The 20,075-nt window shown below is 67.4% G+C and carries 23 protein-coding genes and 1 tRNA gene; 12 read left to right on the top strand and 12 right to left on the bottom strand.

All coding sequences use genetic code 11. The features are described 5' to 3' along the window. Both E3T40_RS00740 and E3T40_RS00735 read left to right on the top strand, forming a co-directional pair. The coding region (locus tag E3T40_RS00740; protein ID WP_134542417.1) for an HNH endonuclease signature motif containing protein at positions 1–344 on the top strand (344 nt) is incomplete at its 5' end. Positions 345–467: 123 nt separating this feature from the next. Next, positions 468–1,478, top strand: coding sequence for an aldo/keto reductase family protein (locus tag E3T40_RS00735; RefSeq protein WP_104193707.1), 1,011 nt, complete (start codon positions 468–470; stop codon positions 1,476–1,478). Between the two features lie 153 nt (positions 1,479–1,631). On the opposite strand, the gene E3T40_RS00730 is transcribed toward E3T40_RS00735, so the two are convergent. The 4 genes from E3T40_RS00730 to E3T40_RS00715 all read right to left on the bottom strand — a co-directional run bounded on the left by E3T40_RS00730 (position 1,632) and on the right by E3T40_RS00715 (position 5,425). Then, positions 1,632–2,432, bottom strand: coding sequence for an amino acid ABC transporter ATP-binding protein (locus tag E3T40_RS00730; RefSeq protein ID WP_104171892.1), 801 nt, complete (start codon positions 2,430–2,432; stop codon positions 1,632–1,634). After that, positions 2,429–3,463, bottom strand: coding sequence for an amino acid ABC transporter permease (locus E3T40_RS00725; RefSeq protein ID WP_134542416.1), 1,035 nt, complete (start codon positions 3,461–3,463; stop codon positions 2,429–2,431). The genes E3T40_RS00730 and E3T40_RS00725 overlap by 4 nt, the downstream gene beginning before the upstream one ends. A 3-nt stretch (positions 3,464–3,466) precedes the next feature. Beyond that, positions 3,467–4,366: an ABC transporter substrate-binding protein gene (locus E3T40_RS00720; RefSeq protein ID WP_104171890.1), complete on the bottom strand. Its 900-nt coding sequence runs from the start codon at positions 4,364–4,366 to the stop codon at positions 3,467–3,469. A 195-nt stretch (positions 4,367–4,561) separates the two neighbouring features. Next, positions 4,562–5,425 carry a sulfurtransferase gene (locus E3T40_RS00715; protein ID WP_104193708.1) on the bottom strand — a complete coding sequence of 288 codons (864 nt, stop codon included), beginning with the start codon at positions 5,423–5,425 and terminating at the stop codon, positions 4,562–4,564. A 37-nt stretch (positions 5,426–5,462) separates the two neighbouring features. Here E3T40_RS00715 and E3T40_RS00710 point away from each other — a divergent pair, with 37 nt between their 5' ends. Both E3T40_RS00710 and E3T40_RS00705 read left to right on the top strand, forming a co-directional pair. Then, positions 5,463–6,671, top strand: a complete 1,209-nt coding sequence (locus tag E3T40_RS00710; RefSeq protein WP_104193709.1) for an MFS transporter — start codon at positions 5,463–5,465, stop codon at positions 6,669–6,671. A gap of 114 nt (positions 6,672–6,785) precedes the next feature. Further along, entirely contained in the window at positions 6,786–7,610 is an 825-nt protein-coding gene (locus E3T40_RS00705; RefSeq protein ID WP_134542415.1) for an aldo/keto reductase, read from the top strand. 276 nt (positions 7,611–7,886) lie between these two features. Here the strand turns inward: E3T40_RS00705 and E3T40_RS00700 are convergent, their stop codons facing one another. Both E3T40_RS00700 and E3T40_RS00695 read right to left on the bottom strand, forming a co-directional pair. Further along, positions 7,887–8,882, bottom strand: a complete 996-nt coding sequence (locus tag E3T40_RS00700; protein WP_134542414.1) for an aldo/keto reductase — start codon at positions 8,880–8,882, stop codon at positions 7,887–7,889. Further along, positions 8,837–9,868: an alpha/beta fold hydrolase gene (locus tag E3T40_RS00695; RefSeq protein WP_241981623.1), complete on the bottom strand. Its 1,032-nt coding sequence runs from the start codon at positions 9,866–9,868 to the stop codon at positions 8,837–8,839. Before E3T40_RS00695 ends, E3T40_RS00700 begins: the two co-directional genes overlap by 46 nt. A gap of 53 nt (positions 9,869–9,921) precedes the next feature. Between E3T40_RS00695 and E3T40_RS00690 the strand changes: the two genes are divergently transcribed. From E3T40_RS00690 to E3T40_RS00680, 3 genes are read left to right on the top strand one after another with little or no spacing between them, the layout of a single operon-like run. Next, positions 9,922–10,818 (top strand): DUF4349 domain-containing protein, encoded by an 897-nt coding sequence (locus tag E3T40_RS00690; protein WP_134542413.1) that lies wholly within the window; start codon positions 9,922–9,924, stop codon positions 10,816–10,818. Between the two features lie 9 nt (positions 10,819–10,827). After that, positions 10,828–11,994 carry an acyl-CoA dehydrogenase family protein gene (locus tag E3T40_RS00685; protein ID WP_241981622.1) on the top strand — a complete coding sequence of 389 codons (1,167 nt, stop codon included), beginning with the start codon at positions 10,828–10,830 and terminating at the stop codon, positions 11,992–11,994. Next, a complete protein-coding gene (locus E3T40_RS00680; protein WP_104099570.1) occupies positions 11,987–13,333 on the top strand; it encodes a threonine/serine exporter ThrE family protein in 1,347 nt (448 codons plus the stop codon). The genes E3T40_RS00685 and E3T40_RS00680 overlap by 8 nt, the downstream gene beginning before the upstream one ends. A gap of 27 nt (positions 13,334–13,360) precedes the next feature. Here the strand turns inward: E3T40_RS00680 and E3T40_RS00675 are convergent, their stop codons facing one another. Continuing rightward, positions 13,361–13,606 carry a hypothetical protein gene (locus tag E3T40_RS00675; protein ID WP_104171884.1) on the bottom strand — a complete coding sequence of 82 codons (246 nt, stop codon included), beginning with the start codon at positions 13,604–13,606 and terminating at the stop codon, positions 13,361–13,363. Between the two features lie 186 nt (positions 13,607–13,792). Between E3T40_RS00675 and E3T40_RS17235 the strand changes: the two genes are divergently transcribed. Together E3T40_RS17235 and E3T40_RS00670 are read left to right on the top strand one after the other, a co-directional pair. Beyond that, on the top strand, positions 13,793–13,915 hold the full coding sequence (locus tag E3T40_RS17235) for a hypothetical protein (RefSeq protein ID WP_255408599.1): 123 nt from the start codon (positions 13,793–13,795) through the stop codon (positions 13,913–13,915). 79 nt (positions 13,916–13,994) lie between these two features. Continuing rightward, positions 13,995–14,882: a metal-dependent hydrolase gene (locus tag E3T40_RS00670; protein ID WP_104171913.1), complete on the top strand. Its 888-nt coding sequence runs from the start codon at positions 13,995–13,997 to the stop codon at positions 14,880–14,882. A 215-nt stretch (positions 14,883–15,097) separates the two neighbouring features. On the opposite strand, the gene E3T40_RS00665 is transcribed toward E3T40_RS00670, so the two are convergent. The 4 genes from E3T40_RS00665 to galU all read right to left on the bottom strand — a co-directional run bounded on the left by E3T40_RS00665 (position 15,098) and on the right by galU (position 17,956). Next, positions 15,098–15,170: transfer RNA gene (locus tag E3T40_RS00665), tRNA-Ala, on the bottom strand. Positions 15,171–15,251: 81 nt separating this feature from the next. Continuing rightward, positions 15,252–16,274, bottom strand: coding sequence for a hypothetical protein (locus tag E3T40_RS00660; RefSeq protein ID WP_104171883.1), 1,023 nt, complete (start codon positions 16,272–16,274; stop codon positions 15,252–15,254). Between the two features lie 72 nt (positions 16,275–16,346). Then, complete coding sequence (locus tag E3T40_RS00655; protein WP_104099574.1) at positions 16,347–17,006, bottom strand: GNAT family N-acetyltransferase; 660 nt, start codon at positions 17,004–17,006, stop codon at positions 16,347–16,349. 56 nt (positions 17,007–17,062) lie between these two features. Beyond that, positions 17,063–17,956: a UTP--glucose-1-phosphate uridylyltransferase GalU gene (gene galU, locus E3T40_RS00650; protein ID WP_104099575.1), complete on the bottom strand. Its 894-nt coding sequence runs from the start codon at positions 17,954–17,956 to the stop codon at positions 17,063–17,065. Between the two features lie 34 nt (positions 17,957–17,990). On the opposite strand from galU, the gene E3T40_RS00645 reads away from it, so the two are divergent. The 3 genes from E3T40_RS00645 to mscL all read left to right on the top strand — a co-directional run bounded on the left by E3T40_RS00645 (position 17,991) and on the right by mscL (position 19,562). Beyond that, positions 17,991–18,569 carry a 5-formyltetrahydrofolate cyclo-ligase gene (locus E3T40_RS00645; protein ID WP_134542411.1) on the top strand — a complete coding sequence of 193 codons (579 nt, stop codon included), beginning with the start codon at positions 17,991–17,993 and terminating at the stop codon, positions 18,567–18,569. Between the two features lie 87 nt (positions 18,570–18,656). Then, entirely contained in the window at positions 18,657–19,046 is a 390-nt protein-coding gene (locus tag E3T40_RS00640) for an FmdB family zinc ribbon protein (protein ID WP_104171880.1), read from the top strand. 78 nt (positions 19,047–19,124) lie between these two features. Further along, complete coding sequence (mscL, locus tag E3T40_RS00635) at positions 19,125–19,562, top strand: large conductance mechanosensitive channel protein MscL (RefSeq protein WP_104171879.1); 438 nt, start codon at positions 19,125–19,127, stop codon at positions 19,560–19,562. 197 nt (positions 19,563–19,759) lie between these two features. Here the strand turns inward: mscL and E3T40_RS00630 are convergent. Further along, positions 19,760–20,075, bottom strand: a 316-nt coding sequence (locus tag E3T40_RS00630) for a transposase (protein ID WP_166786530.1), incomplete at its 5' end; no start/stop codon positions are given.

Here is a 20,075-nt window from a genome sequence, read left to right as displayed (position 1 = left end):
CCCTCGGCTCACCCGAACGGTGCTTCACCGCCGCGCAACGCCGGGCGATTCAGCTCCGCGACGGCACCTGCATCATCCCGGGCTGCAAAATCCCGGCCGCGATGACCGAGATCCACCACGTGATCCCGCACTCCGAGGGCGGACCGACGCACACCGACAACGGCGTGTGTCTGTGCTGGTGGCATCACCGCTACCTCGCCGCCTCCGGCTGGGCAATCCGGATGGTCCGCGGCGCCGTGCAGATCATGGCACCACCCTGGCTGGAGACCGGGGCCCGCAAATGGCGGAACGTGACCAAGTCCCGCACCCGGTTGACGGACGCGGTCGAACGGAAGAACGGATAGGGGGTCCCTGGCCCCTGGTCCCAGGTCTCGACATGCTCGACAGGCTCGACATGCTCGACATGCTCGACATGCGTCCGCTTTTTCACCCAGCGACAGTGGGACCGCTCCGCTTAGGCTGTAGGCATGGAATTCCGCTATCTCGGTTCATCAGGCCTGAAAATCTCCGAAATCACCTACGGCAACTGGCTCACGCACGGTTCGCAGGTCGAGAACGACATCGCCACGCAGTGCGTGCATGCCGCGCTCGACGTGGGGATCACCAGCTTCGACACCGCCGACGTCTACGCCAACACGAAGGCGGAGTCCGTTCTCGGCGACGCCCTCAAGGGCCACCGCCGCGAAAGCCTCGAGATCTTCACCAAGGTCTATTGGCCGACCGGCCCGCGCGGCCACAACGACGTCGGGCTGTCCCGCAAGCACATCATGGAGTCGATCAACGGTTCTCTGACCCGGCTGCGGACCGATTACGTCGACCTTTACCAGGCCCACCGCTTCGACACCGAGACCCCACTGGAGGAGACGATGCAGGCCTTCGCCGACATCGTTCGGCAGGGCAAGGCGCTCTATATCGGCGTCAGCGAGTGGACCGCCGCGCAGCTGCGAGCCGGCCACGCCCTCTCCCAGGAGTTGGGCTTCAGCCTGATCTCGAGCCAGCCGCAGTACTCGATGCTGTGGCGCGTCATCGAAGACGAGGTCGTGCCGACTTCGCGCGAGCTCGGCGTCGGTCAGATCGTCTGGTCCCCCGTGGCCCAGGGTGTGCTCACCGGCAAGTACAAGGCAGGACAGGCCCCGCCGGCCGGCTCGCGCGCCACCGACCTCAAGGGCGGCGCCGACATGATCAGCCGCTTCATGAACGACGACGTGCTCACCCGGGTGCAGAACCTTGAGCCGATCGCCGCCGACCTCAACCTGTCGATGGCGCAACTGGCCGTGGCCTGGGTGTTGCAGAACGACAACGTCTCGGCAGCCCTCGTCGGAGCTTCCCGCCCCGAGCAGGTGCGCGAGAACGTCGAGGCCGCGGGAGTGAAGATCCCGGCCGAGAGCATGAGGCAGATCGACGAGGTACTCGGCGACGTCGTGGAGCACGATTCCGCGATGACCGCGGCTACCGCACCGCAGAGCCGCCCGGCGTAGGGCAGGCTCGGCGTCACACTGCTCGGCCCGAACGAGAATCGCCGTTTGTGCCGAGAGTCGCCGCAACGGCGGGTACTCTCGGCACAAACGGCGACGGTCGCTGCGGTTTTCCTAGAGCAACATTTCTAGAGCAACATTTCTAGAGCACTATTTCTAGAGCACCTTCGACAGGAACGCCTGCGTGCGGCGGTGCTGCGGGTTCGTCAGGATCTCGTCCGGGTCGCCCGCTTCGACGACCACACCGCCGTCCATGAAGACGAGCGAGTCGGCGACCTCCTTGGCAAAGCCCATCTCGTGGGTGACCACGATCATGGTCATGCCCGATTTGGCCAGACCCTTCATCACGTCGAGCACCTCGCCGACGAGCTCAGGGTCGAGCGCACTGGTCGGCTCGTCGAAGAGCATGAGCTTGGGTTCCATCGCGAGTGCGCGGGCGATCGCCACCCGCTGCTGCTGCCCACCCGACAGGTGCGCCGGGTAGTAGTCGGCGCGTTCGGCCAGACCCACCCTGGCCAGCAAATCGAGAGCGCTCCGCTCCACCTGGGCCTTCGACAGCCCCTTCACCCGGATCGGCGCCTCCATCACGTTCTGTAGCGCCGTCATGTGCGGAAACAGGTTGAACCGCTGGAACACCATGCCGATGTCCCGTCGCTGACGGGACGCTTCCTTGGGTGCCATCTCGTAGAGCTTGCCGTTGGTCTCCCGGTAGCCGATCAGCTCGCCGTCGACGCTGAGCCGACCGGCGGAGAGCACCTCGAGGTGGTTGATGCAGCGCAGGAACGTGGACTTGCCCGACCCACTGGGCCCGACCAGGCACATCACCTCGCCACGCTTCACCTCGAGGGAGATGCTCTTGAGCACCTCGTTCGAGCCGAAGCTCTTCGATACCTGCTCGGCCAGAACCATGGGAGGAATCGTGACGGATGCCCCGGCCTGCGTGTTCACGTCGGTCATTTCACGCCTCCGGGGTGGGCTGGTGGATCGTTCTCGCGCGGCGGTGCGGTCACCGACGGCTGCCCGGAACCGATGACGGGGACGACCCCGGTGAGGGTTCCCGTTCCGGTGCCGACGGCATCCTTGCGATCCGGCTGCCGGTCGCCCACGCCGCGGGCGAACCGCTTTTCGAGGAAGTACTGGCCGACCATCAGGATGGACGTGAAGAACAGGTACCAGATCGAGGCCACGATCAAAAGCGGGATCGGGTTGAACGTCTCCGCGGAAATATCCCGCGACCGGGTGAACAGCTCGAAGCTGAACGGCACGGCGGTGACGAGCGACGTGGTCTTCAGCATCGAAATGACCTCGTTGCCCGTCGGCGGGATGATCACGCGCATCGATTGCGGCAGGATCACCCGCGTCATGGTCTGCGACCAGCTCATTCCGAGCGCCGTCGCAGCCTCCTCCTGGCCGCTGTCCACGGCCAGGAGGCCGGCGCGCACGATTTCAGCCATATAGGCCGCTTCGTTCAGGGCCAGCCCGATGATGGCGATGGTGAACGTGCTCAGTGCCGCGTTGGTCGAGAAGGACACCCACGGGTCCATGAACGGGATGCCGATGTCGATGCTCGAGTAGATCAGCGAGATCAGACCCCAGATCGTCAGCTGCACGTAAACCGGGGTGCCACGGAAGATCCACAGGTAGAACCAGGCCAGGCTCTTCACCACGGGGTTGGGCGAGAGCCGCATGACGGCCAGGATCACCCCGAGGACGATCGCGATGACCATGGAGTACACGGTCAGCTGCAGGGTCACGACGGCCGCCTGCGAGATGCGGCGGTCGAAGAGGTACTTGCCGACGGCGGGCCAGTCGTAGGCCGGCCGGAGCGCGGCGTCGACGACGATGGAGACGAAGACCACCACAAGCAGAATGGCGAACACCATCCTCCACGGATGCCGCAGCTTGATGGCCTTGATCGGCACCGATGGGGCCGGTTCCCCGGGCGGGCGGGTTGCCCCGCCCGCCTTCGGTGGAGTCGTGGTGCTCATACGTTATCCGTTCGACGCGGCGTTGATCGTGATCGTCTCGATCGCACCATCCGCGACGCCCCACTCGTCGAGGATGTCACCGTAGGTGCCGTCGTCGACCATGGACTGCAGCGCAGCCTGCACGGCCTTGGTCAGCTCGGAGTCCTTGGCGACCACGATGCCATAGGGCGCCACGTCGAAGGTCTCTCCGGCCGGCTGCAGCTTGCCCTCGGTCTGGGCGATCGCGTAGAGAGTGACGGGCGAGTCGGCGCTGAGCGCGTCGGCCTGGCCCAGCACGACCGCGTTGGTGGCCTGGTCCTGGGTGTCGTACTTCAGCTTGTCGATCGCCGGCTTGCCGGCCGCGACGCAGGCGTCACTCTTGGCCGGCACTTCGTCGGTGTCCTCATACGTGGTGGCCTGCACGGCGACCTTCAGCCCGCAGGCGTTGTCCGGGTCGACGTCGTTGCCGACGGCCGAGGCCCACTGGATGCCGGCGACGAAATAGTTGACGAAGTCGACCTGCTTCTCCCGCTCGACGTTGTCAGTGAAGGAGGACACGCCGATATCGGCCTTGCCGCCGGTCACGCTCGGAATGATGTTGTCGAATTTCGCGACCTGGAATTCCGGCTCCAAGCCGAGCTTGGCTGCGACGGCCTCAGCGATCTCGATGCCCCAGCCGATCGGCTCACCGGCTTCGTTCTTGAACTCGTTGGGAGCGTAGGTCGGGTCGGTCCCGATGACGAGCGTGCCGGAGTCGGCCACCTCGGCGGGAAGCATCGCGGCGGCGGCGTCGTCCACGGCGATCTCGCTGGCGGAGGAGTCGGCCGTCGCTCCGCCCGTGGTGTCCGTGGAGTTGTCAACGCAGCCGGTGAGCAGGAGTGCCGTGACGGCGGCGAGAGCCGGGAGCAGGTATTGAGCGCGCATTGCGTAACCTTTTTCGTGGTTGTCGGATGTGTCTGGTTCGTCTTTGAGGTCCGTTAACGGAATTCGACAAAAGCGAGCATATAACAGCACGCTCACGCGGATTCCGTGCGCAGATAACGTTTTGGGCCAGCCCTACTGAGCGTGGACAGGCTTCCCCGAGTCTCAGTATGACCGGAAGCGTGTTTCGCGCGGATTTCACGCCCGAGGGTCGCCCGTCGCGACCGGGCGGCCCGGCAGGTTGGACCACTGCGACCACGAGCCGGGGTAGAGCGCCGGTGAGAACCCGGCGATGGCCAGAGCGGCCGCCTCGTGCGCGGCGGTGACGCCGGAGCCGCAGTAGACGCCCACCCTGCCGCCCGCCGTGACTCCGAGCGCCTCGAACCGGGCGCGCAGATCGGCGGCCGGGAGGAAGCGCCCGTCGAGGGTGAGGTTGTCGGCCGTGGGCGCGCTGATCGCGCCGGGGATGTGGCCGGCCCGAGGATCGATCGGCTCCGTGTCTCCGCGGTAGCGCTCCGCAGCGCGGGCGTCGAGGAGCGCGCCGGTCTGCGCGAGCGCGGCGGCGGCATCCGTGTCGAGCACAGGCAGCACCCCGTCGGAGAGGGTGATCGTGCCCGGACGGACCGTTTCCGCGCTCAGCTCTGTTGTGGCCAGCTCGCCGACCGCGAGCGGCAGGCCGGCGGCGCGCCAGGCGGCGAGCGCCCCGTCGAGAAGCAGCACGTCGCGCACCCCGGCGTGACGCAGCAGCCACCAGGCACGGGCTGCCGACACCCCGCCCAGGTCGTCGTAGACCACGACCGTGTCGCCGTCACGAAGCCCCCAGCGGCGCGCGGCTGCCTGCAGCGTCGCACGGGTGGGCAACGGATGCCGCCCGTCGGCCGGTTCGCCGGGCCGGGCCAACTCGGTCTCCAGGTCGACGTACACGGCGCCGGGGATGTGGCCGGCCCGGTATTCGTCCGGCCCGGGCGGGCCACCCAGCCTCCAGCGCACGTCCAGCACCCGAACGTCGCTTCGGGACTCAAGCATGGCTGCCAATTCGTCGGCCGTGATCAGTATTCGCACGCGCTCACGCTACCTCGGCGGACGTAGACTTGAGTAAGTGAGCAGCTATTGGACCCTTTTGAAGACTCCGGGCGTTGCTCGCGTCATCGCCGCACAACTGACAGCTCGGTTCCCCTTTGGGATGCTGTCGCTCGCGTTCCTGATCCACATCGAGCAGGTCTTCGACTCCTATGGCGCCGCCGGCCTCGTGCTGGGCGCCATGAGCATCGGCCAGGCCGTCGCCGGGCCGCTCACCAGCCGACTGATGGGCCGCTGGGGCATGCGTCCGGTGATCACGGCCACCCTCGTCGTCTGCGCGACCTCCATCGTGACAATGGCTCTGGTCAGCATGCCCATTTATGTTCTGATGGCCGTGGGGCTCATCGCCGGGTTGTCCACACCGCCGATTCAGCCGGCCGTGCGCACCATCTACCCGAAGATCGTCAACTCCCGCCAGCTCACGCCGCTGTTCTCGCTCGACGCGTCGGCCCAGGAGATCATCTGGGTGCTGGGCCCGGTGATTGCCACGTTCGTGGCCATCCAGGTCAGCCCGGTCGCCGGCATCCTGCTCGCCGCCATCTTCCTCATCGGCGGCGGCGTCTGGTTTCTGGTGCTGCCCGAGGTCAGCCGGGTGCGCATCCCCCGTAGCCGCCGCAAACTCGGCGTCGTTCTCAAACGCCCGGCGGTCATGCTCAGCACCATCGTCGGCTTCATGCTGGTAGCCGCCTGCGCCTCGGTCGAGGCGGGTGTGGTGGCCGCGTTCGGGCACGGCAGCGCGGACTCGGGCTGGGTGCTCGGCATCTTCGCTCTCGGCTCGCTGATCGGCGGGCTCGCCCTCGGCCACGCCCCGATCGGCCCTTGGGCGTTGGCCGCACGGATGCTCATCGTCACCGTCGGCCTCGGGCTCGCCACCCTCGGGCTCAGCTTCTGGTGGCTGGCCGCCACCCTGCTGCTGGCGGGAATCGGAATCGCGCCGGCCTTCGCCGTTCTGTTCGGCATCGTGTCCGCGAGCGTCAAGTTCAGTGACACCGCGGAGGCCTACGGCTGGGTGGGCACCGGCCAGCTGATGGGCGCCGCCCTGGGTTCCGCCATCGCCGGTTTCATGATCGACCAGAGCGGCGCCACGGCGGCCATCCTGGTCGCGGCCGGCTTCGCGGGGCTCGGCACGATCATCCCCGCGCTCGGCCGGCGCTGGCACCCCGACCTGCGCGGCCGCGATGCGAGCCCGCTCCCCGACACCGCACCGATCCAGGTGCAGGTCTCCTAGCCGCCTCCGCTCATCGCGCGGTGAACCGACACAATTGCGAGGTTGAGCGTCGCGCGCACCCCTCAATCGTGTCGGTTCACGCCTCGGCGCAGTAGGACGAGGTTAGATGGGGGGATGACGCTCTCACCGTTACTTCCCCTGCATGACGGACACGGTATCCCCCAGCTCGGTCTCGGCGTGTACAAGATCGCGGATGCCGCGGCGGCCGACGCTGTGCAGGTCGCCCTGGAGGCCGGTTACCGCCACATCGACACCGCGGCGCTCTACGACAACGAGACCGGCGTCGGCCAGGGTATCGCCCGCTCCGGCCTGCCCCGTGAGGACGTGTTCGTCACCACGAAGGTCTGGAACGACCAGCACGGCTACGACAAGACCCTGCGCGCCTTCGACGTGAGCCTCGGCAAACTCGGCTTCGACTACGTCGACCTCTTTCTGATCCACTGGCCCGCACCCCGCCAGGACCTCTTCGTCGACACCTGGCGCGCCCTCGAGACGCTGCGCGCCTCAGGTCGCGCCCGGTCGATCGGGGTGTCCAATTTCCAGCCGCACCACCTGGACCGTCTGCTGGCCGAAACGGATGTCGTTCCGGTCCTCAACCAGGTGGAGCTGCACCCGTGGCTGCAGCAGTGTACCGTGCGCGAGTACGACGCGGTGCACGGCATCCTCACCGAGGCCTGGTCGCCGTTGGCCCGCGGCCGCGCGATCGGCAACGAGACCCTCGACGCCATCGGCGCCCGGCACGGCAAGACGGCCGCACAGGTGGTCATCCGCTGGCACCTCGAGCTGGGCAATGTGGTGATTCCGAAGTCGGTGACACCGGTGCGCATCCGGGAAAACTTCGACGTCTTCGACTTCACACTCAACGCCGGCGACCATGCCGCCATCGCCGCCATCGACGCCGGCCAGCGCACCGGCAGAGATCCCGACGACCTGGACTGAATCTCAGCTCGACCCGGATCGGTGCCCGCGGGTCGCGCTTAGGGCCCCGCGCCACTCTCCCGCGCCCCTCTCCCGCACCCCTGACGAATTCGACGGAGATTTCGACCGAAACCCGCCCAAACAAGCCGGAAACCGGCTTCAACCCAAAAATCTCCGTCGAATTGGTTCGCCGGAGCCGCAGTGCCTTGCGACAATGCCGCCTCCACAGGTCCGCGCGAGAGTCCCCGTTCCGGTCGAGAGCGACCCGCGGAACTGGCACTCCCGACCGGACAGGTGCTACCAGCGGCGGTGGATCTGCTCGCGCAGCATCCGGTCGTAGATATCCTGCACGCCCTCGTTGAGCCCGAGGCTGAGCGGGGCGACCGAACCGGCAGCGGCGTTGCCGCGAGCCTGCTGCACCGATCGGGCCCCGGGGATGACCGAGCTGATGCCGTCAATCTGGGCCACCCAGGCCAACGCGGCCTGCGCGGGCGTGAGCTCCTCGGTCAGGGAGCCCACGAGCGCCCCGAACTCCGCGGCGGCTGCCAGGCCGGTCTCATAGTCCACACCGGAGAAGGTCTCGCCGACGTCGAAGGCGCTGCCGTCGCGGTTGTAGTTGCGGTGGTCGTTCGCCGCGAAGGTTGTTTCCCGGGTGTACTTTCCGGTCAGCAGGCCGCTCGCCAACGGAACGCGGGCGATGATGCCCACACCGGCGGCGCGCGCGGCCGGCACGACGGCCTCGAGCGGCTTCAGCCTGAACGCATTCAGGATGATCTGCACGCTGGCCAGGCCGGGCCGTTCGATGGCTGCGAGAGCCTGGTCGCAGGTCTCGACGCTCACCCCGTAGCCGGCGATGGCTCCCTCGGCGACGAGTGTGTCGAGCGCGTCGTAGACCTCGTCGGATTCGATCACGTCGCTCGGCGGGCAGTGCAGCTGCACGAGGTGCAGGGTGTCCATGCCGAGGTTCGTGCGGGACCGGTCGGTCCAGGCCCGGAAGTTGGCGAGCGTATAGTTCTCGGCCAGCTGGTCGACCCGTCGGCCCATCTTGGTGGCCACGGTGATGCCGGCGGCGGCGTCGCTGCCGGCCAGGAATCGACCGATGATCTGCTCGCTGCGGCCATCGCCGTAGACGTCGGCGGTGTCGAAGAAGGTGACGCCGGCGTCGACGGATGCCGCGAGCACCGCGGTCGCGTCGGCCTCCGACACGTCACCCCAGTCCGCTCCCAGCTGCCAGGTGCCCAGCCCGATCACGGAGACGATTCGGCCGGTTTTTCCGAGGGTTCGTGTGTCCATTTCTCCAGCCTAGCCACGGAAGCCAAAGCGGAAGCCGTGACCGACGAGGCAGCAGCCGCGGACAAGGCCCCGGCCCCGGCTCTGTCGTCCGCGTCGATGACCCGGGCCAGTGCCCGGGCGAGCCGCGGCCGGATGAGATGGTCGTTCGCTTCGACGCGGTGCATGGTGACGTGGCGCATCCGTTCGATCACCGTCATGGAGCCGGCCGCGATGAAGGCGTCCAGCACACCGTAGACCACGTCGACCGGCACTCGCACGGCCGCGATGTCGCTGACCACGGTCTGCGATTCGATGCAGTGCTCCAGCGATTTCACGAACGGGGTCCAGTCGCGCTCCGTCAGCTCGAAGATGCCCTTCGGCAGCAGCCGTGCGATGATGGCCGCGTTCGCGAGAGTGAACTCCTTGTTCAGCCGCAGGAAATCGTAGGCGCGCAGGTAGGCGTTCACCCGGGCCCGCACCCAGCGGTCACCGATGTCGGTCGGCGACAGATAGACCGGCGGCCCCACGAGCACCACCCGGGACACCTGGGTTCGACGGGACGCGCGGGTGCGGGGCATCGCCGCCAGCCGGGCCGCGATCAGGCTGCCGAGGGAGTGGCCCACCAGGATGAACGGCTCGCGGAGCTTCAGCGACCGGATCGTGGTGGCCAGGGCCTCGACGTGGTCCTCGAGCCGATACTCGCACCCCTCGGGGATCGGCGATTCGCCGAAACCCAGGATGTCGACGGCGATGACCCGGTGCCTGGGCACAAGCAGTGGCACCAGTTCCCGGAACGTTTCCGAGGAGGAGGCGATGCCGTGCACGAGGATCACGACCGGACCGGTTCCCTCATCGATTGCGATGTGCAGCAGCGGCGGGCGTGACCAGCCGAGCCGTTCGCAGAGGGTCGCCCACCAGGTCATGGTTCCAGTATCGCCGTGAACGGCGTCCCCGATCCATTCGGCGACCGGTGTAAGCGGCGCATGCACGCGAAGCGCGCGCCGCATGCCGAGACTCGATTGTGATCCAGAGCCGGCGACAGCGGTCGTACAGTGGGGCCATGAAGCGTTTACCCGCGATCGCTGCGGTACTCCTGAGTACACTGCTGCTGACCGGATGCTCCGTGCCCGGCGCTTCCACCGACTCCGGCGGCCCCGCCACGTCCCCGGGCCTCGCCGAACCGGGCGTCGTCAATCCGGGGACCGTCACACCCGGCGCCGAACCCGGCGAGTCTCTCGACTCGCGCACCTTCCCGGACGGCAGCACGGGCGAGATCGCCTCCAGCAAGCGCGACGTGATCACCACCGGGATGGTGTCGATCACCGTGAAGGACCCGATCGCATCCGTGCAGGATGCCGTCACCATCACCGAGCAGGCCGGCGGTCGGATCGATAGCCGCACCGAGAACCCCGCCACCGGCAACCAGCCGGCGAGCGCGAACCTCACCCTGCGCATCCCCTCGGATGAGCTCGACCGCACGCTGGCGGAGCTGAAGCAGCTCGGCACCGTCAACTTCGTGTCGCTCAACGCCTCGGACATCACCCAGCAGACCCAGGACCTCGATGCCCGGATCACCTCGCTGCAGACCTCGGTCGACCGGTTACTCGCCCTGATGACGAGCGCCACGAACACGACCGACCTGATCGCCGTCGAGAACGCGCTGGCCGAGCGGCAGAGCGAGCTCGAGGGGTTGCAGGCGCAGCGGGACTACCTGTCCGACCAGGTTGATTTCTCGACCATCACGCTCGACCTGTACTCGACCGGCACAGTGGATCCCGGCACCCCGGACGACTTCTGGGATGCCATCGCGGCCGGCTGGAACGCCCTCCTGACAGCCCTCGGTACCGCGATCGTGGCCATCGGCTTCGCGCTGCCCTGGCTGCTCGCTCTCGGCCTGGTCGCAGCAATCGTCTACCTGGTGATCCGGTTGGCACGCAAGCGGCGCACGCCTGCGTAAACTTATTTGGTGTACACGTCTACCGAACTCTCCCCGCTCGGTGACGAGCTGCTCGAACGCATCCGTTCTCGTGCCGCGAAGCATGACCGGGACAATACGTTCCCCGCCGACGATCTGGCCGACCTGATCGCCTGCGGTTACCTCCGCTCGCTCGTGCCTGTCTCCCATGGTGGCCTCGGGCGCAGCGTGCAGCAGGTCGCCGATGACCAGATCCGGCTCGCCGCCCACGCCCCGGCCACGGCCCTCGCCGTCAACATGCACCTCGTCTGGACGGGCGTGGCTCTCACCCTGCATCAGCGCGGCGACGACAGCCTCGATTGCGTGCTGCACGGCGCCGCCGCGGGCGAGATCTTCGGCTTCGGCGTGAGCGAGCCGGGCAACGACCTCGTGCTCTCCGATTCGATCACGACGGCCACCCCGCAGCCAGGCGGCGGCTACCGGTTCACCGGCACCAAGATTTTCACCACGCTCTCCCCGGCCTGGACCCGGCTCGGCACCATGGGGATCGACCGGGACTCCGTCGACGGCCCGAAAATCGTCTGGGCGTTCATCGATCGGGGCGACCCGGGCGTCAGTCAGAAGAATGATTGGGACACCCTGGGCATGCGAGCCAGCCAGAGCCGCAGCACCGTGCTCACCGGCGCATCCGCCCGCCCGGAGCAGGTCTTCCGGCGGCTGGATCCCGGGCCGAACCCTGACCCGCTGATCTTCGCGATCTTCGCCAATTTCGAGATCCTGCTGGCTGCCGTGTACACCGGCATCGGCCGGCGCGCGGTCGAGCTGGCCGTGCTGGCGGCGAAGCGGCGCACGTCGCTCAAGCACGACGGCCGAACCCTGGCGCAGGACCCGGACATCCGTTGGCGCGTCGCGGAGGCCGCGATGATGATGGATGGCCTGTACCCCCAGCTCGACGCCCTCGCCCACGATCTCGCCACTCAGGCCGACCACGGCCCGCGGTGGTTCCCGCTCCTGTCGGGTCTGAAGTATCGCGCCACCGAGACCGCGCGCCTGGTCGTCGACCAGGCGCTGCGGGTCAGCGGCGGCTCGTCGTACTTTGCCGGGAACGAGCTCGGGCGACTGTACCGCGACGTTCTTGCCGGGCTCTTCCACCCGTCCGACGCCGAATCGGCGCACGCCACCGTGGCTGCCGCCTGGCTGGGTCCGCTCGATGTCTGATGTCACCCGCGCGATCAACGTCTTCGACAGCGCCGCCTACACCCGCTCGGTCCTCGACCTCACCATGCGGCTCGCGGAGGTCATCTTCGCGGCCGGCGCCGGAGCCGAAGACGCCACGGCCGCCATGGAAGCCATCACCCGCGCCTACGGGCTGAGGGGAACCGAGGCCAACGTCACGCACACGATCATCGCGCTCACCCACGAGGACCCGGCCACGCACGAGTCCATCACCCGGAGCCGCAACGTCAAGTACCGTTCGCTCAACTACAGCAAGCTCGCGGCCACCTCCGAGCTGATCGCCGAGATCCTCGACTCGCCGCCGGATGTCGCCGATGCCCGCAAACGCCTGGCCACCATCGTCAGCGCCAAGCCGCAGGTACCGGCCCTGTACCGCCGGCTGGGCTGGAGCCTCGTCGGAGCCGGGGCCGCCGTGCTCATCGGCGGCGGGCTGGTTGTCTGCGTCGCCGCCTTCGTCGCCACCTTCTTCATCGACCTGATCACGACCTCGCTCGACCGCCGGCAGGTTCCCGTCTTCTACCAAAACGTGGTGGGCGGGGCGATCGGGCCGATTGTCGCCGCGATCGTCGCACTCATCGACACCTCGGCGAATCCGTCCCTGGTCGTCATCGCGACCATCATCATGCTCCTGGCCGGCGTCACCACCTTCGGCGCGGTCCACGACACACTGTCCGGCTTCTACCTGACCGGCACGGCACGGATGATGGAGGCCCTGTTGATCACGGGCGGCCTGGTCACCGGCGTGGCCGGGGCGTCACTGCTGGTGGCCCGCTTCGGGTTCCAATTGCGCGTCGATGCCAACCTCACGCCGACTCTGGCCGACTTGCCCGTGATGCTCGCCGCCGCCATGGTCATCGTCGCCGGTTTCGGCCTCGCCGTGCAGGTGCCGTGGCGGGCGTTCTGGGTGGTCTGCCTGCTCGGCGCCGTCGCCGAGCTGCTCTATCTGGGTGGGGCGAGCGCCGGCTTCGGCCTGGTCTGGTCGTCGGCTCTCAGCGCCATGGGTGTCGGTCTGCTGGCCGCGATCGCGGCCCGGATCGTGCGCACTCCCCCGCTGGTGATCGTCGTTTCCGCGCTCGTCCCCCTCGTTCCGGGGCTGATCCTGTTCCGCGGCCTGCTGCAGCTGTCCGACGGCAACATCGACGGCCTGCTCAGCATGCTGACCGCCGGTGCCGTGGCCGCTGCGCTGGCGGCGGGCGCCATCCTCGCCCAGTACGTGGTGCAGTTCGTCTGGGGTCCGGCGCGCAGGCTTCAGCGCCGCTTCGTGGGGCCGCTGATGGCTCTGCCCGTTCGGCTCGGCCGCGGCCCCGGCACCCGGATCTGACCCGGTGGACGAATCAAGCGGTTCCGGCTAGTTGGGAATATCCGCTTCGCCCTGCGGGTCTTCGGTCTCCTCCTCAACGAAGCGGTAAGGGATCGGTTCCTCGGTTTCGTGGCCGATCCGGAAACTGCGGCGCACGGTTGAGCCGTCTTCCGTCTCCTCAAGCACGACCTCCTGCTGGTACTCGCCGTTCACGTACTCGAGTTTCCGGGGCGTGCCGGCGGCGATCACGTTGGGTCCGTAGAAAATGGCCTCGTAGGTGGTCATGTCGCTCATATTTGGATCCCTTTCTCCGGGTGGAGACGTCTGCCTCCCTGGCGGGGCGCGTCGGTCTCAGCCTACGGCCGGGCGCGCAAGTTGCACAGGCCCGGGTGCCGGTGCGAGCGGGAAGGTGCCGTTTCGCGGCAACCCGCGTAGGGTCGAAGTCACGGTGCCGCTGGGGCTCGGTTCGAAGGAGTACACATGGCTGACAAATCACCCAAGAAGGACGCATCCAAAAAGGTTGCCGGCAAGTCCTTGAAGGAGAAGCGTGCCGACAAGCACGCCAAGGCGAACGAGACGACCGAGAAGGCGCGCAAGGCCTAGCGCCTGCTCCACGATTAAACTCAGGGTGTTGCCGCGCTAGCCGCGGCAACACCCTTTTATGTTCCGAAAGGACCTGCCGATGACCCTTCCCGCCATGGACACCCAAGTGAGCTACCCGGCCGGGCAGACCGAGAGCACCGCGACGGTGCTGCACGTCGAGCCGCTCCCGACCGGACTGCTTGCCGTGCTCCTCGACACCACCCCCGTGCACCCGGTCGACGCGGGTTGGCCCGACCAGGGTCCCGACCGGGCCGTGCTGCGCGCCCAGGGAATCGAGCTGCCGGTGCTGGACTGCGTCGTCGGAGCAACGGACGGGTCGGCGCTGCATCTCGGCCGGGACATCCCGGTGCCGAAGGGAACGCCCGGCTGGGCGTTCGTCGTGGCCCACATCGTGCAGCCCCATGCCGCCCTGATCGAGGGGCAGCCGGTCGACGCCGTCGTCGACACCGGCTACCGGCGACGGATGTCCGCGGGCCACACCGCGTGCCACCTCGCCTCCCTCGCCCTCAACCTGGCTCTCGCAAACCGGTGGAAGAAGGACGTGCGCACCGACGCTCTCGGCAGCCCCGACTTCGACGGCACCGCGATCGACGTGTCCCTCATCGGTGAGAACGAATCCGTGGACACCTACCGGCTCGGCAAATCCCTGCGCCGCAAGGGCTTCGTCACCGAGGAACTGGCCGACCAACTGGCCGAGATCGAATCGATGCTGAACACCTCTCTCGCCGGGTGGGTGGCTACGGACGCGAGCGTGCGCATCGACCGGGACGGCCCACTGCTGACCGACCGCCGGTACTGGGTCTGTGAGCTGCCGGCACACGACGTGCGCATCCCCTGCGGCGGCACCCACGTTTCCTCCCTGGCCGAGCTCGGTGCCGTGCGCGTGGCGCTGTCCACAACCGACGTGGAGGGCACGACCGTGCTCACCATGGAGACGTTCGTCGGCCGATCGGCGCTCGGCGGCTGAGGCCGGCGCAGGTCGGCACGTGAACTCGGCTTGGATCAGAAACTCTCATTTCGGAGATTTTTGCGACACGCCTTTCACCCCGGCGCACCACGCCGCATGAACCGAAAATCTCCGAGTTCGGCGACGGAATGGCTCGTCGGCCTGAAGACGAAGACAGAAAGAAGAAGGCCCCCGGTTTCCCAGGGGCCTGCGACTGACGATTGTCACTATCTCGGTGGAGCTAAGGAGATTCGAACTCCTGACCTTCTCATTGCGAACGAGACGCGCTACCAACTGCGCCATAGCCCCTAACCGCTTATGCAGAATATCACGCGCGGCGACCGAGTTTCGCCGAACCGCCCGCTAGAGCCCGAATGGGCCCGGGTTCGGTCAGCCGACGGCGCGGCGACGGCGCAGCACGTCGTCGAGGTCGCTCATGCCGGGAGCGGTGTCTCCGACGACCCCCATCGACGCGAACCGGCTCGCTGCGGGCACGGCCGGAGTATTCTCGCGACCGGGCGCCGCACGCGTGAGCGGGGTGACGGCCACCTCGAGGGCCGCGGCCCGGCGGGCGAGTTCCGCCTCTGCGGCTACCTTCCGCAGCTCGGCGGCGGCATCCACGGATGCCATCGCCGCCTGGGCGACGGATCCGCGCGACAGGTGCATCGGCCGAGGCAGCGGCAGCGGCGTCCAGCTCGGAGCGACGACCGGCGTCTCCTCGAGGTGCACGGACTCGAAGGCCTGCCCGACGCGGGCGGAGGGGTAGCTGACCTCTGAGCCATTCGCGGCGGCAGCGTGCTGGTGGGCGCGGCGAGATGTGCGGGCGAGGCGCGACAGCGCCCCGACAGCGAGCGCGACCGTAGCCAGGCCGGCGAGGACTGCGGTCCAGGCTCCGCCCGCTGCCACCGCGAGAACCCCGGAGACGAAGAAGAGGATGCCCCCGAGCAGGATCAGGGAGGTCAGCGCTCGCACCCGGCGCAGACGCAGAGCGCGAGCGCGACCCGGCGATCCGGCCACGACCCCGGCGCCCACGGCGCCGGCACGCACGGCGGAAGCCTGGGCAGCGACCTCTCGAGCGGCAGCGGCGCGGTTTGTGGCGGCCAGGGCCGCGGCGGAGCGCCGGGCGGACGCGGCGGCATCCGTCACCGCCTTCGCCTCGGCTCGGGCATCGTCTTCGGCCTGGGCCAGCAGCTTGCGTTGGGTCAGGACGGTTCGGGCATTCGCTTCGAGCCGCACCTGCTGGGGCACCTCGGACGTCTCCGCCAGAATGCGCATGGTCTGCTGCAAGCGAACAGCGTTGCGCTCGGTGGTGAGGTACTGGCGTCGGCGCGCCCAGGTCGGCATGAGATAGGTCACCCACAGGGCAGCCGCGACCGCAATCATCACTCCCCCGCCCAGGATCTCGCTACTCATAATCTCTAAGGTAAGAGGGCCGTAGCCATGCGGTGATGATTATCGAGGGTGTGTCACGGGCAATTCCCGCACTCATCGGTCACTCACCGTCAACGGATGCGCGGCCGCGGCCCGATCGACGTCCGTCACCCGGGCGGCGTCGGCCGGCGCCTGGCCGAACTGCCAGCGGTGCAGCACGCCCTGGCGCACCTCTTCGGCCACCAGCCCGAAGCAAAAATGGTCGCGCCAGTCGCCGTTAATGTGGATGTACCGGCGACGCAGACCCTCGTAGCGGAAGCCGAGTTTCTCCACGACCCGCAGCGAGGGCACGTTCTCGGGTCGGATGCAGATCTCCATGCGGTGCAGCCCGAGCTGGCCGAAGCAGTAGTCGGTGGCCAGGGCTACGGCTGTGGGCGTGATCGCCTTCCCCGCGAATTCCTCGCCCACCCAATAGCCGATGGTGGCCGACGACAGGGAGCCCCAGGTGATCGACGACACGTTGAGCTGGCCGGCCAGCTCGCCCTGGTATTCGACCAGGAACGGCAGCCCGCTGCCGGCACGAGAGTGCGCAAGCAGGCTGCGGATGCTGGCGCGGGTGTCGAAGGACATCGGCGCATAGGGGCTGGTGGCCTCCCAGGTGCGCAGCCAGCCCCGGTTCTCCATCAGGGAACGGTCGAGGTTGCGGTCGTCGCGCAATCGGATCGGTCGCAGTGTGACGGGACCCTCATGAAGCGTCGGTATTGCGATCGCCACAGTGTGCCCGTCTACTCAATGCCGAAATGGTGTTTCCTTAATCTACCGCGCGTGTTTTAGTCGAGAGTGGCGACGAACTCGTGCAGCCAGGGCCGCAGGTCCGGTCCGAGGTCCTCGCGGTCGACGGCAAGCTGCACAATGGCCTTGATGTAGTCGAGGCGGTCGCCGGTGTCGTAGCGGCGGCCACGGAAAATGACCCCGTACACGCCGCCGCTGGTGACCGGGTTCAGCGCCATCTCCTGCAGCGCGTCGGTGAGCTGGATCTCGTTACCCTTGCCCGGCTGGGTGCGCTCGAGCACCTCGAAGACCTCGGGGCGTAGCACGTAGCGGCCGATGATGGCCAGGTTCGACGGGGCATCCTCGGTGCTGGGCTTCTCGACCAGCCCGGTGACCCGCACCACGTCGGGATCGTCGGTGGCCTCGACCGCGGCCGCTCCGTAAAGGTGGATCTGTGAGGGCTCCACCTCCATCAGGGCAATGATGCTGGTATTGCGCGTGCTCTGCTCGGCGAGCATCTTCGACAACAGCGGGTCGCGCGCGTCGATGATGTCGTCACCGAGCAGCACCGCGAACGGTTCGTTGCCAACATGCATCTTGGCCCGCAGCACCGCGTGGCCGAGGCCCAGCGGGTCACCCTGGCGTACGTAGTGGATGTCGGCCAGGTCGGTGGCGTGGTTGACCTTCTCCAGTCGGCTGTGGTCGCCCTTTTTCTTCAGGATCGCCTCGAGTTCGGTCATGCGGTCGAAGTGGTTTTCCAGCGCGTTCTTGTTGCGCCCGGTGACCATCAGCACGTCGGTCAGGCCCGCGGCCACGGCCTCCTCCACCACGTACTGGATCGCCGGTTTGTCGACGACCGGCAGCATCTCCTTCGGCATGGCCTTGGTGGCCGGAAGAAAACGAGTGCCCAGTCCTGCAGCAGGAATGACGGCTTTGGTAATTGGTGTCCCCATGGTCCCTACGATATCGGCATCTAGGATGAGATATATGGATTCCGATATCGGTCACCGAAAGCGCGCGCTTCGCGCCGAGCTGCGGGAGCGCCGCCAGAACCTGACCTCGGTCGAGCGGGAGGCCGCGACGGCCGGATTCACTCAGAATCTGCAGAGCATCTCTCTGGATCTGTCGGCCCGGTCCATCTCCTGCTACCTGTCCTCCCGCAACGAACCGGACACCCGCCCGTTCGTGAACTGGGCGGAGGCCCAGGGCATCCGGGTGCTGTTTCCGGTGTCCCGCGATGACGGACTCCTCGACTGGACCGTCGGCGAGGACCAGACCGAATTCGAGGGTCTCTCGGGCGCCCCCGAGGCAGGCGGCAGCCTGCTGGGCCCGATCGCGATCAACGACGTTGACCTCATCATCGTGCCGGCCGCCGCCGTCGATGCGACCGGCCTGCGCATGGGCTGGGGTCGCGGCTACTACGACAAGACCCTAGGCTCGATGGAGAAGTGCCCGCCGGTGTATGCCGTCGTCTTCGACAACGAATTCGTCGACGAGGTGCCCCGCGAGGTTCACGACCAGCCGGTCGACGGCCTGGTCACCCCCACGCGCATCATCGCGTTCTGATCGGCCCTCCCCCTACTTCCTGTTCAACGAAAGCCATTTCATAATCGGAGATTCCGGCCCACGGGCCGGTCCCCCATCGGAGTTCCAGTGCCTACCTATTCCTACCGCTGCACCGAGTGCGACACCGCGTTCGACATCCAGCAAGCATTCACCGACAACTCGCTCACCACGTGCCCGACCTGTGGCGGCAAGCTGCGCAAGGTCTTCTCGTCCATCGGCGTGACCTTCAGCGGTTCCGGCTTCTACAGCAACGACGCCCGGTCGGATGCGAAGCGCTCGCTCGAGCGCTCGTCGAAGACCCCGGACAAAAAGTCAGACAAGAGCTCAGACGCGAAGTCGGGCGATTCCGGCTCCGGCACCGGTTCCGGCTCCTCCAGCGAGAAGTCCGCGGCCCCCGCGAAAGACAGTTCCGGCCCGACGAAAGTCGCAAGCATCAGCACCAGCAACACGCCCGCGTCCGCCGCGAAGGCCTCCTAACCCCCAGCACCTCACCGCCTCAGCACCTCAGCACACCACTCGCCTGTCCCGGCGCCGAGACCTCACCGGAGTATCACCATGATCCAGGGCTTCAAAGAATTCATCATGCGCGGCAACGTCATCGAGCTTGCTGTCGCCGTGGTCATCGGCGCGGCGTTCACCGGGGTGGTCAGCGCGATCGTCACGGGCATCTTCAACCCGCTGATCGCGGCGATCTTCGACTCGGAGAGCCTGGCGGAGGCGATGGTCATCGGCCTTCCCGGCGGGGGCGGCCTGTCGTTCGGTCTCGTGCTCGCCGCGGCCATCAACTTCCTGCTGGTCGCGGCCGTCGTCTATTTCGTCTTCGTGATGCCGCTCAACCACCTCAAGCACACGCAGGAGCGTCGCCGTGCAGTCGGAATTCCCTCCACCGCCGATGCCGCCGCCCCCACAACGGAACTCGACCTCCTGACCGAGATCCGCGACCTGCTGGCCGCCGGCGCGACACTCGACCAGGGTCCGAAGCACACGCTCTAGATGAGTGAGGCCTCATCGATTGGTTACCGCTCCCGGCAAGCCAATTCTGACCGGCCCCCGTTGACGCTGCCCAGTACAGGCGGAAGGCCGTGTCCGGGGTCGAACCAATTCGACGGAGATTCTGACGTTTGAGCGGGATTTCGGCCTGTTTCCGGACGATACGGGCAGAATCTCGGCTCTCCTGTCGTAACCGTGGGTTAATCCCGGCCGGGGAGTGCGGGTTTGTGGCCGCCGAGGCTGAGCATGGCGAGGGCGATGAGGGCGTCGGGTGATTTGAAGCCGAAGGCGATTCGGGTGAGCAGTCGGATCTTGGTATTGACGGATTCGATGCGGCCGTTGGAGAGGCCGTGCTCGATCGATGCAAGGATCGCGGCCCGGTGCTTGACGATGGAGCGTTGGAGTTTCACGAACGATGGGATCCGGCTGCGGCGGGCCCAGCCGACCCACTTGTCCAGGGCCTCGGCGGCTTCGTCGTGGGGCAGTTTGAAGACCAGCCGGAGGCCTTCCTTGAGG

This window comes from Cryobacterium sp. TMT1-19 (assembly GCF_004403055.1).
GTDB lineage: Bacteria > Actinomycetota > Actinomycetes > Actinomycetales > Microbacteriaceae > Cryobacterium > Cryobacterium sandaracinum.
The sequence above is the reverse complement of the archived record's forward strand: the minus strand, read 5'-3'. Positions and strand labels throughout refer to the sequence as shown.

Coding starts and splice junctions, on each gene's coding strand:
- E3T40_RS00735 (WP_104193707.1), top strand. CDS start 468: ATGGAATTCCGCTATCTCGGTTCATCAGGCCTGAAAATCTCCGAAATC.
- E3T40_RS00730 (WP_104171892.1), bottom strand. CDS start 2,432: ATGACCGACGTGAACACGCAGGCCGGGGCATCCGTCACGATTCCTCCC.
- E3T40_RS00725 (WP_134542416.1), bottom strand. CDS start 3,463: ATGAGCACCACGACTCCACCGAAGGCGGGCGGGGCAACCCGCCCGCCC.
- E3T40_RS00720 (WP_104171890.1), bottom strand. CDS start 4,366: ATGCGCGCTCAATACCTGCTCCCGGCTCTCGCCGCCGTCACGGCACTC.
- E3T40_RS00705 (WP_134542415.1), top strand. CDS start 6,786: ATGACGCTCTCACCGTTACTTCCCCTGCATGACGGACACGGTATCCCC.
- E3T40_RS00700 (WP_134542414.1), bottom strand. CDS start 8,882: ATGGACACACGAACCCTCGGAAAAACCGGCCGAATCGTCTCCGTGATC.
- E3T40_RS00695 (WP_241981623.1), bottom strand. CDS start 9,868: ATGCGGCGCGCGCTTCGCGTGCATGCGCCGCTTACACCGGTCGCCGAA.
- E3T40_RS00690 (WP_134542413.1), top strand. CDS start 9,922: ATGAAGCGTTTACCCGCGATCGCTGCGGTACTCCTGAGTACACTGCTG.
- E3T40_RS00680 (WP_104099570.1), top strand. CDS start 11,987: ATGTCTGATGTCACCCGCGCGATCAACGTCTTCGACAGCGCCGCCTAC.
- E3T40_RS00675 (WP_104171884.1), bottom strand. CDS start 13,606: ATGAGCGACATGACCACCTACGAGGCCATTTTCTACGGACCCAACGTG.
- E3T40_RS17235 (WP_255408599.1), top strand. CDS start 13,793: ATGGCTGACAAATCACCCAAGAAGGACGCATCCAAAAAGGTTGCCGGC.
- E3T40_RS00670 (WP_104171913.1), top strand. CDS start 13,995: ATGACCCTTCCCGCCATGGACACCCAAGTGAGCTACCCGGCCGGGCAG.
- E3T40_RS00660 (WP_104171883.1), bottom strand. CDS start 16,274: ATGAGTAGCGAGATCCTGGGCGGGGGAGTGATGATTGCGGTCGCGGCT.
- galU (WP_104099575.1), bottom strand. CDS start 17,956: ATGGGGACACCAATTACCAAAGCCGTCATTCCTGCTGCAGGACTGGGC.
- E3T40_RS00645 (WP_134542411.1), top strand. CDS start 17,991: ATGGATTCCGATATCGGTCACCGAAAGCGCGCGCTTCGCGCCGAGCTG.
- mscL (WP_104171879.1), top strand. CDS start 19,125: ATGATCCAGGGCTTCAAAGAATTCATCATGCGCGGCAACGTCATCGAG.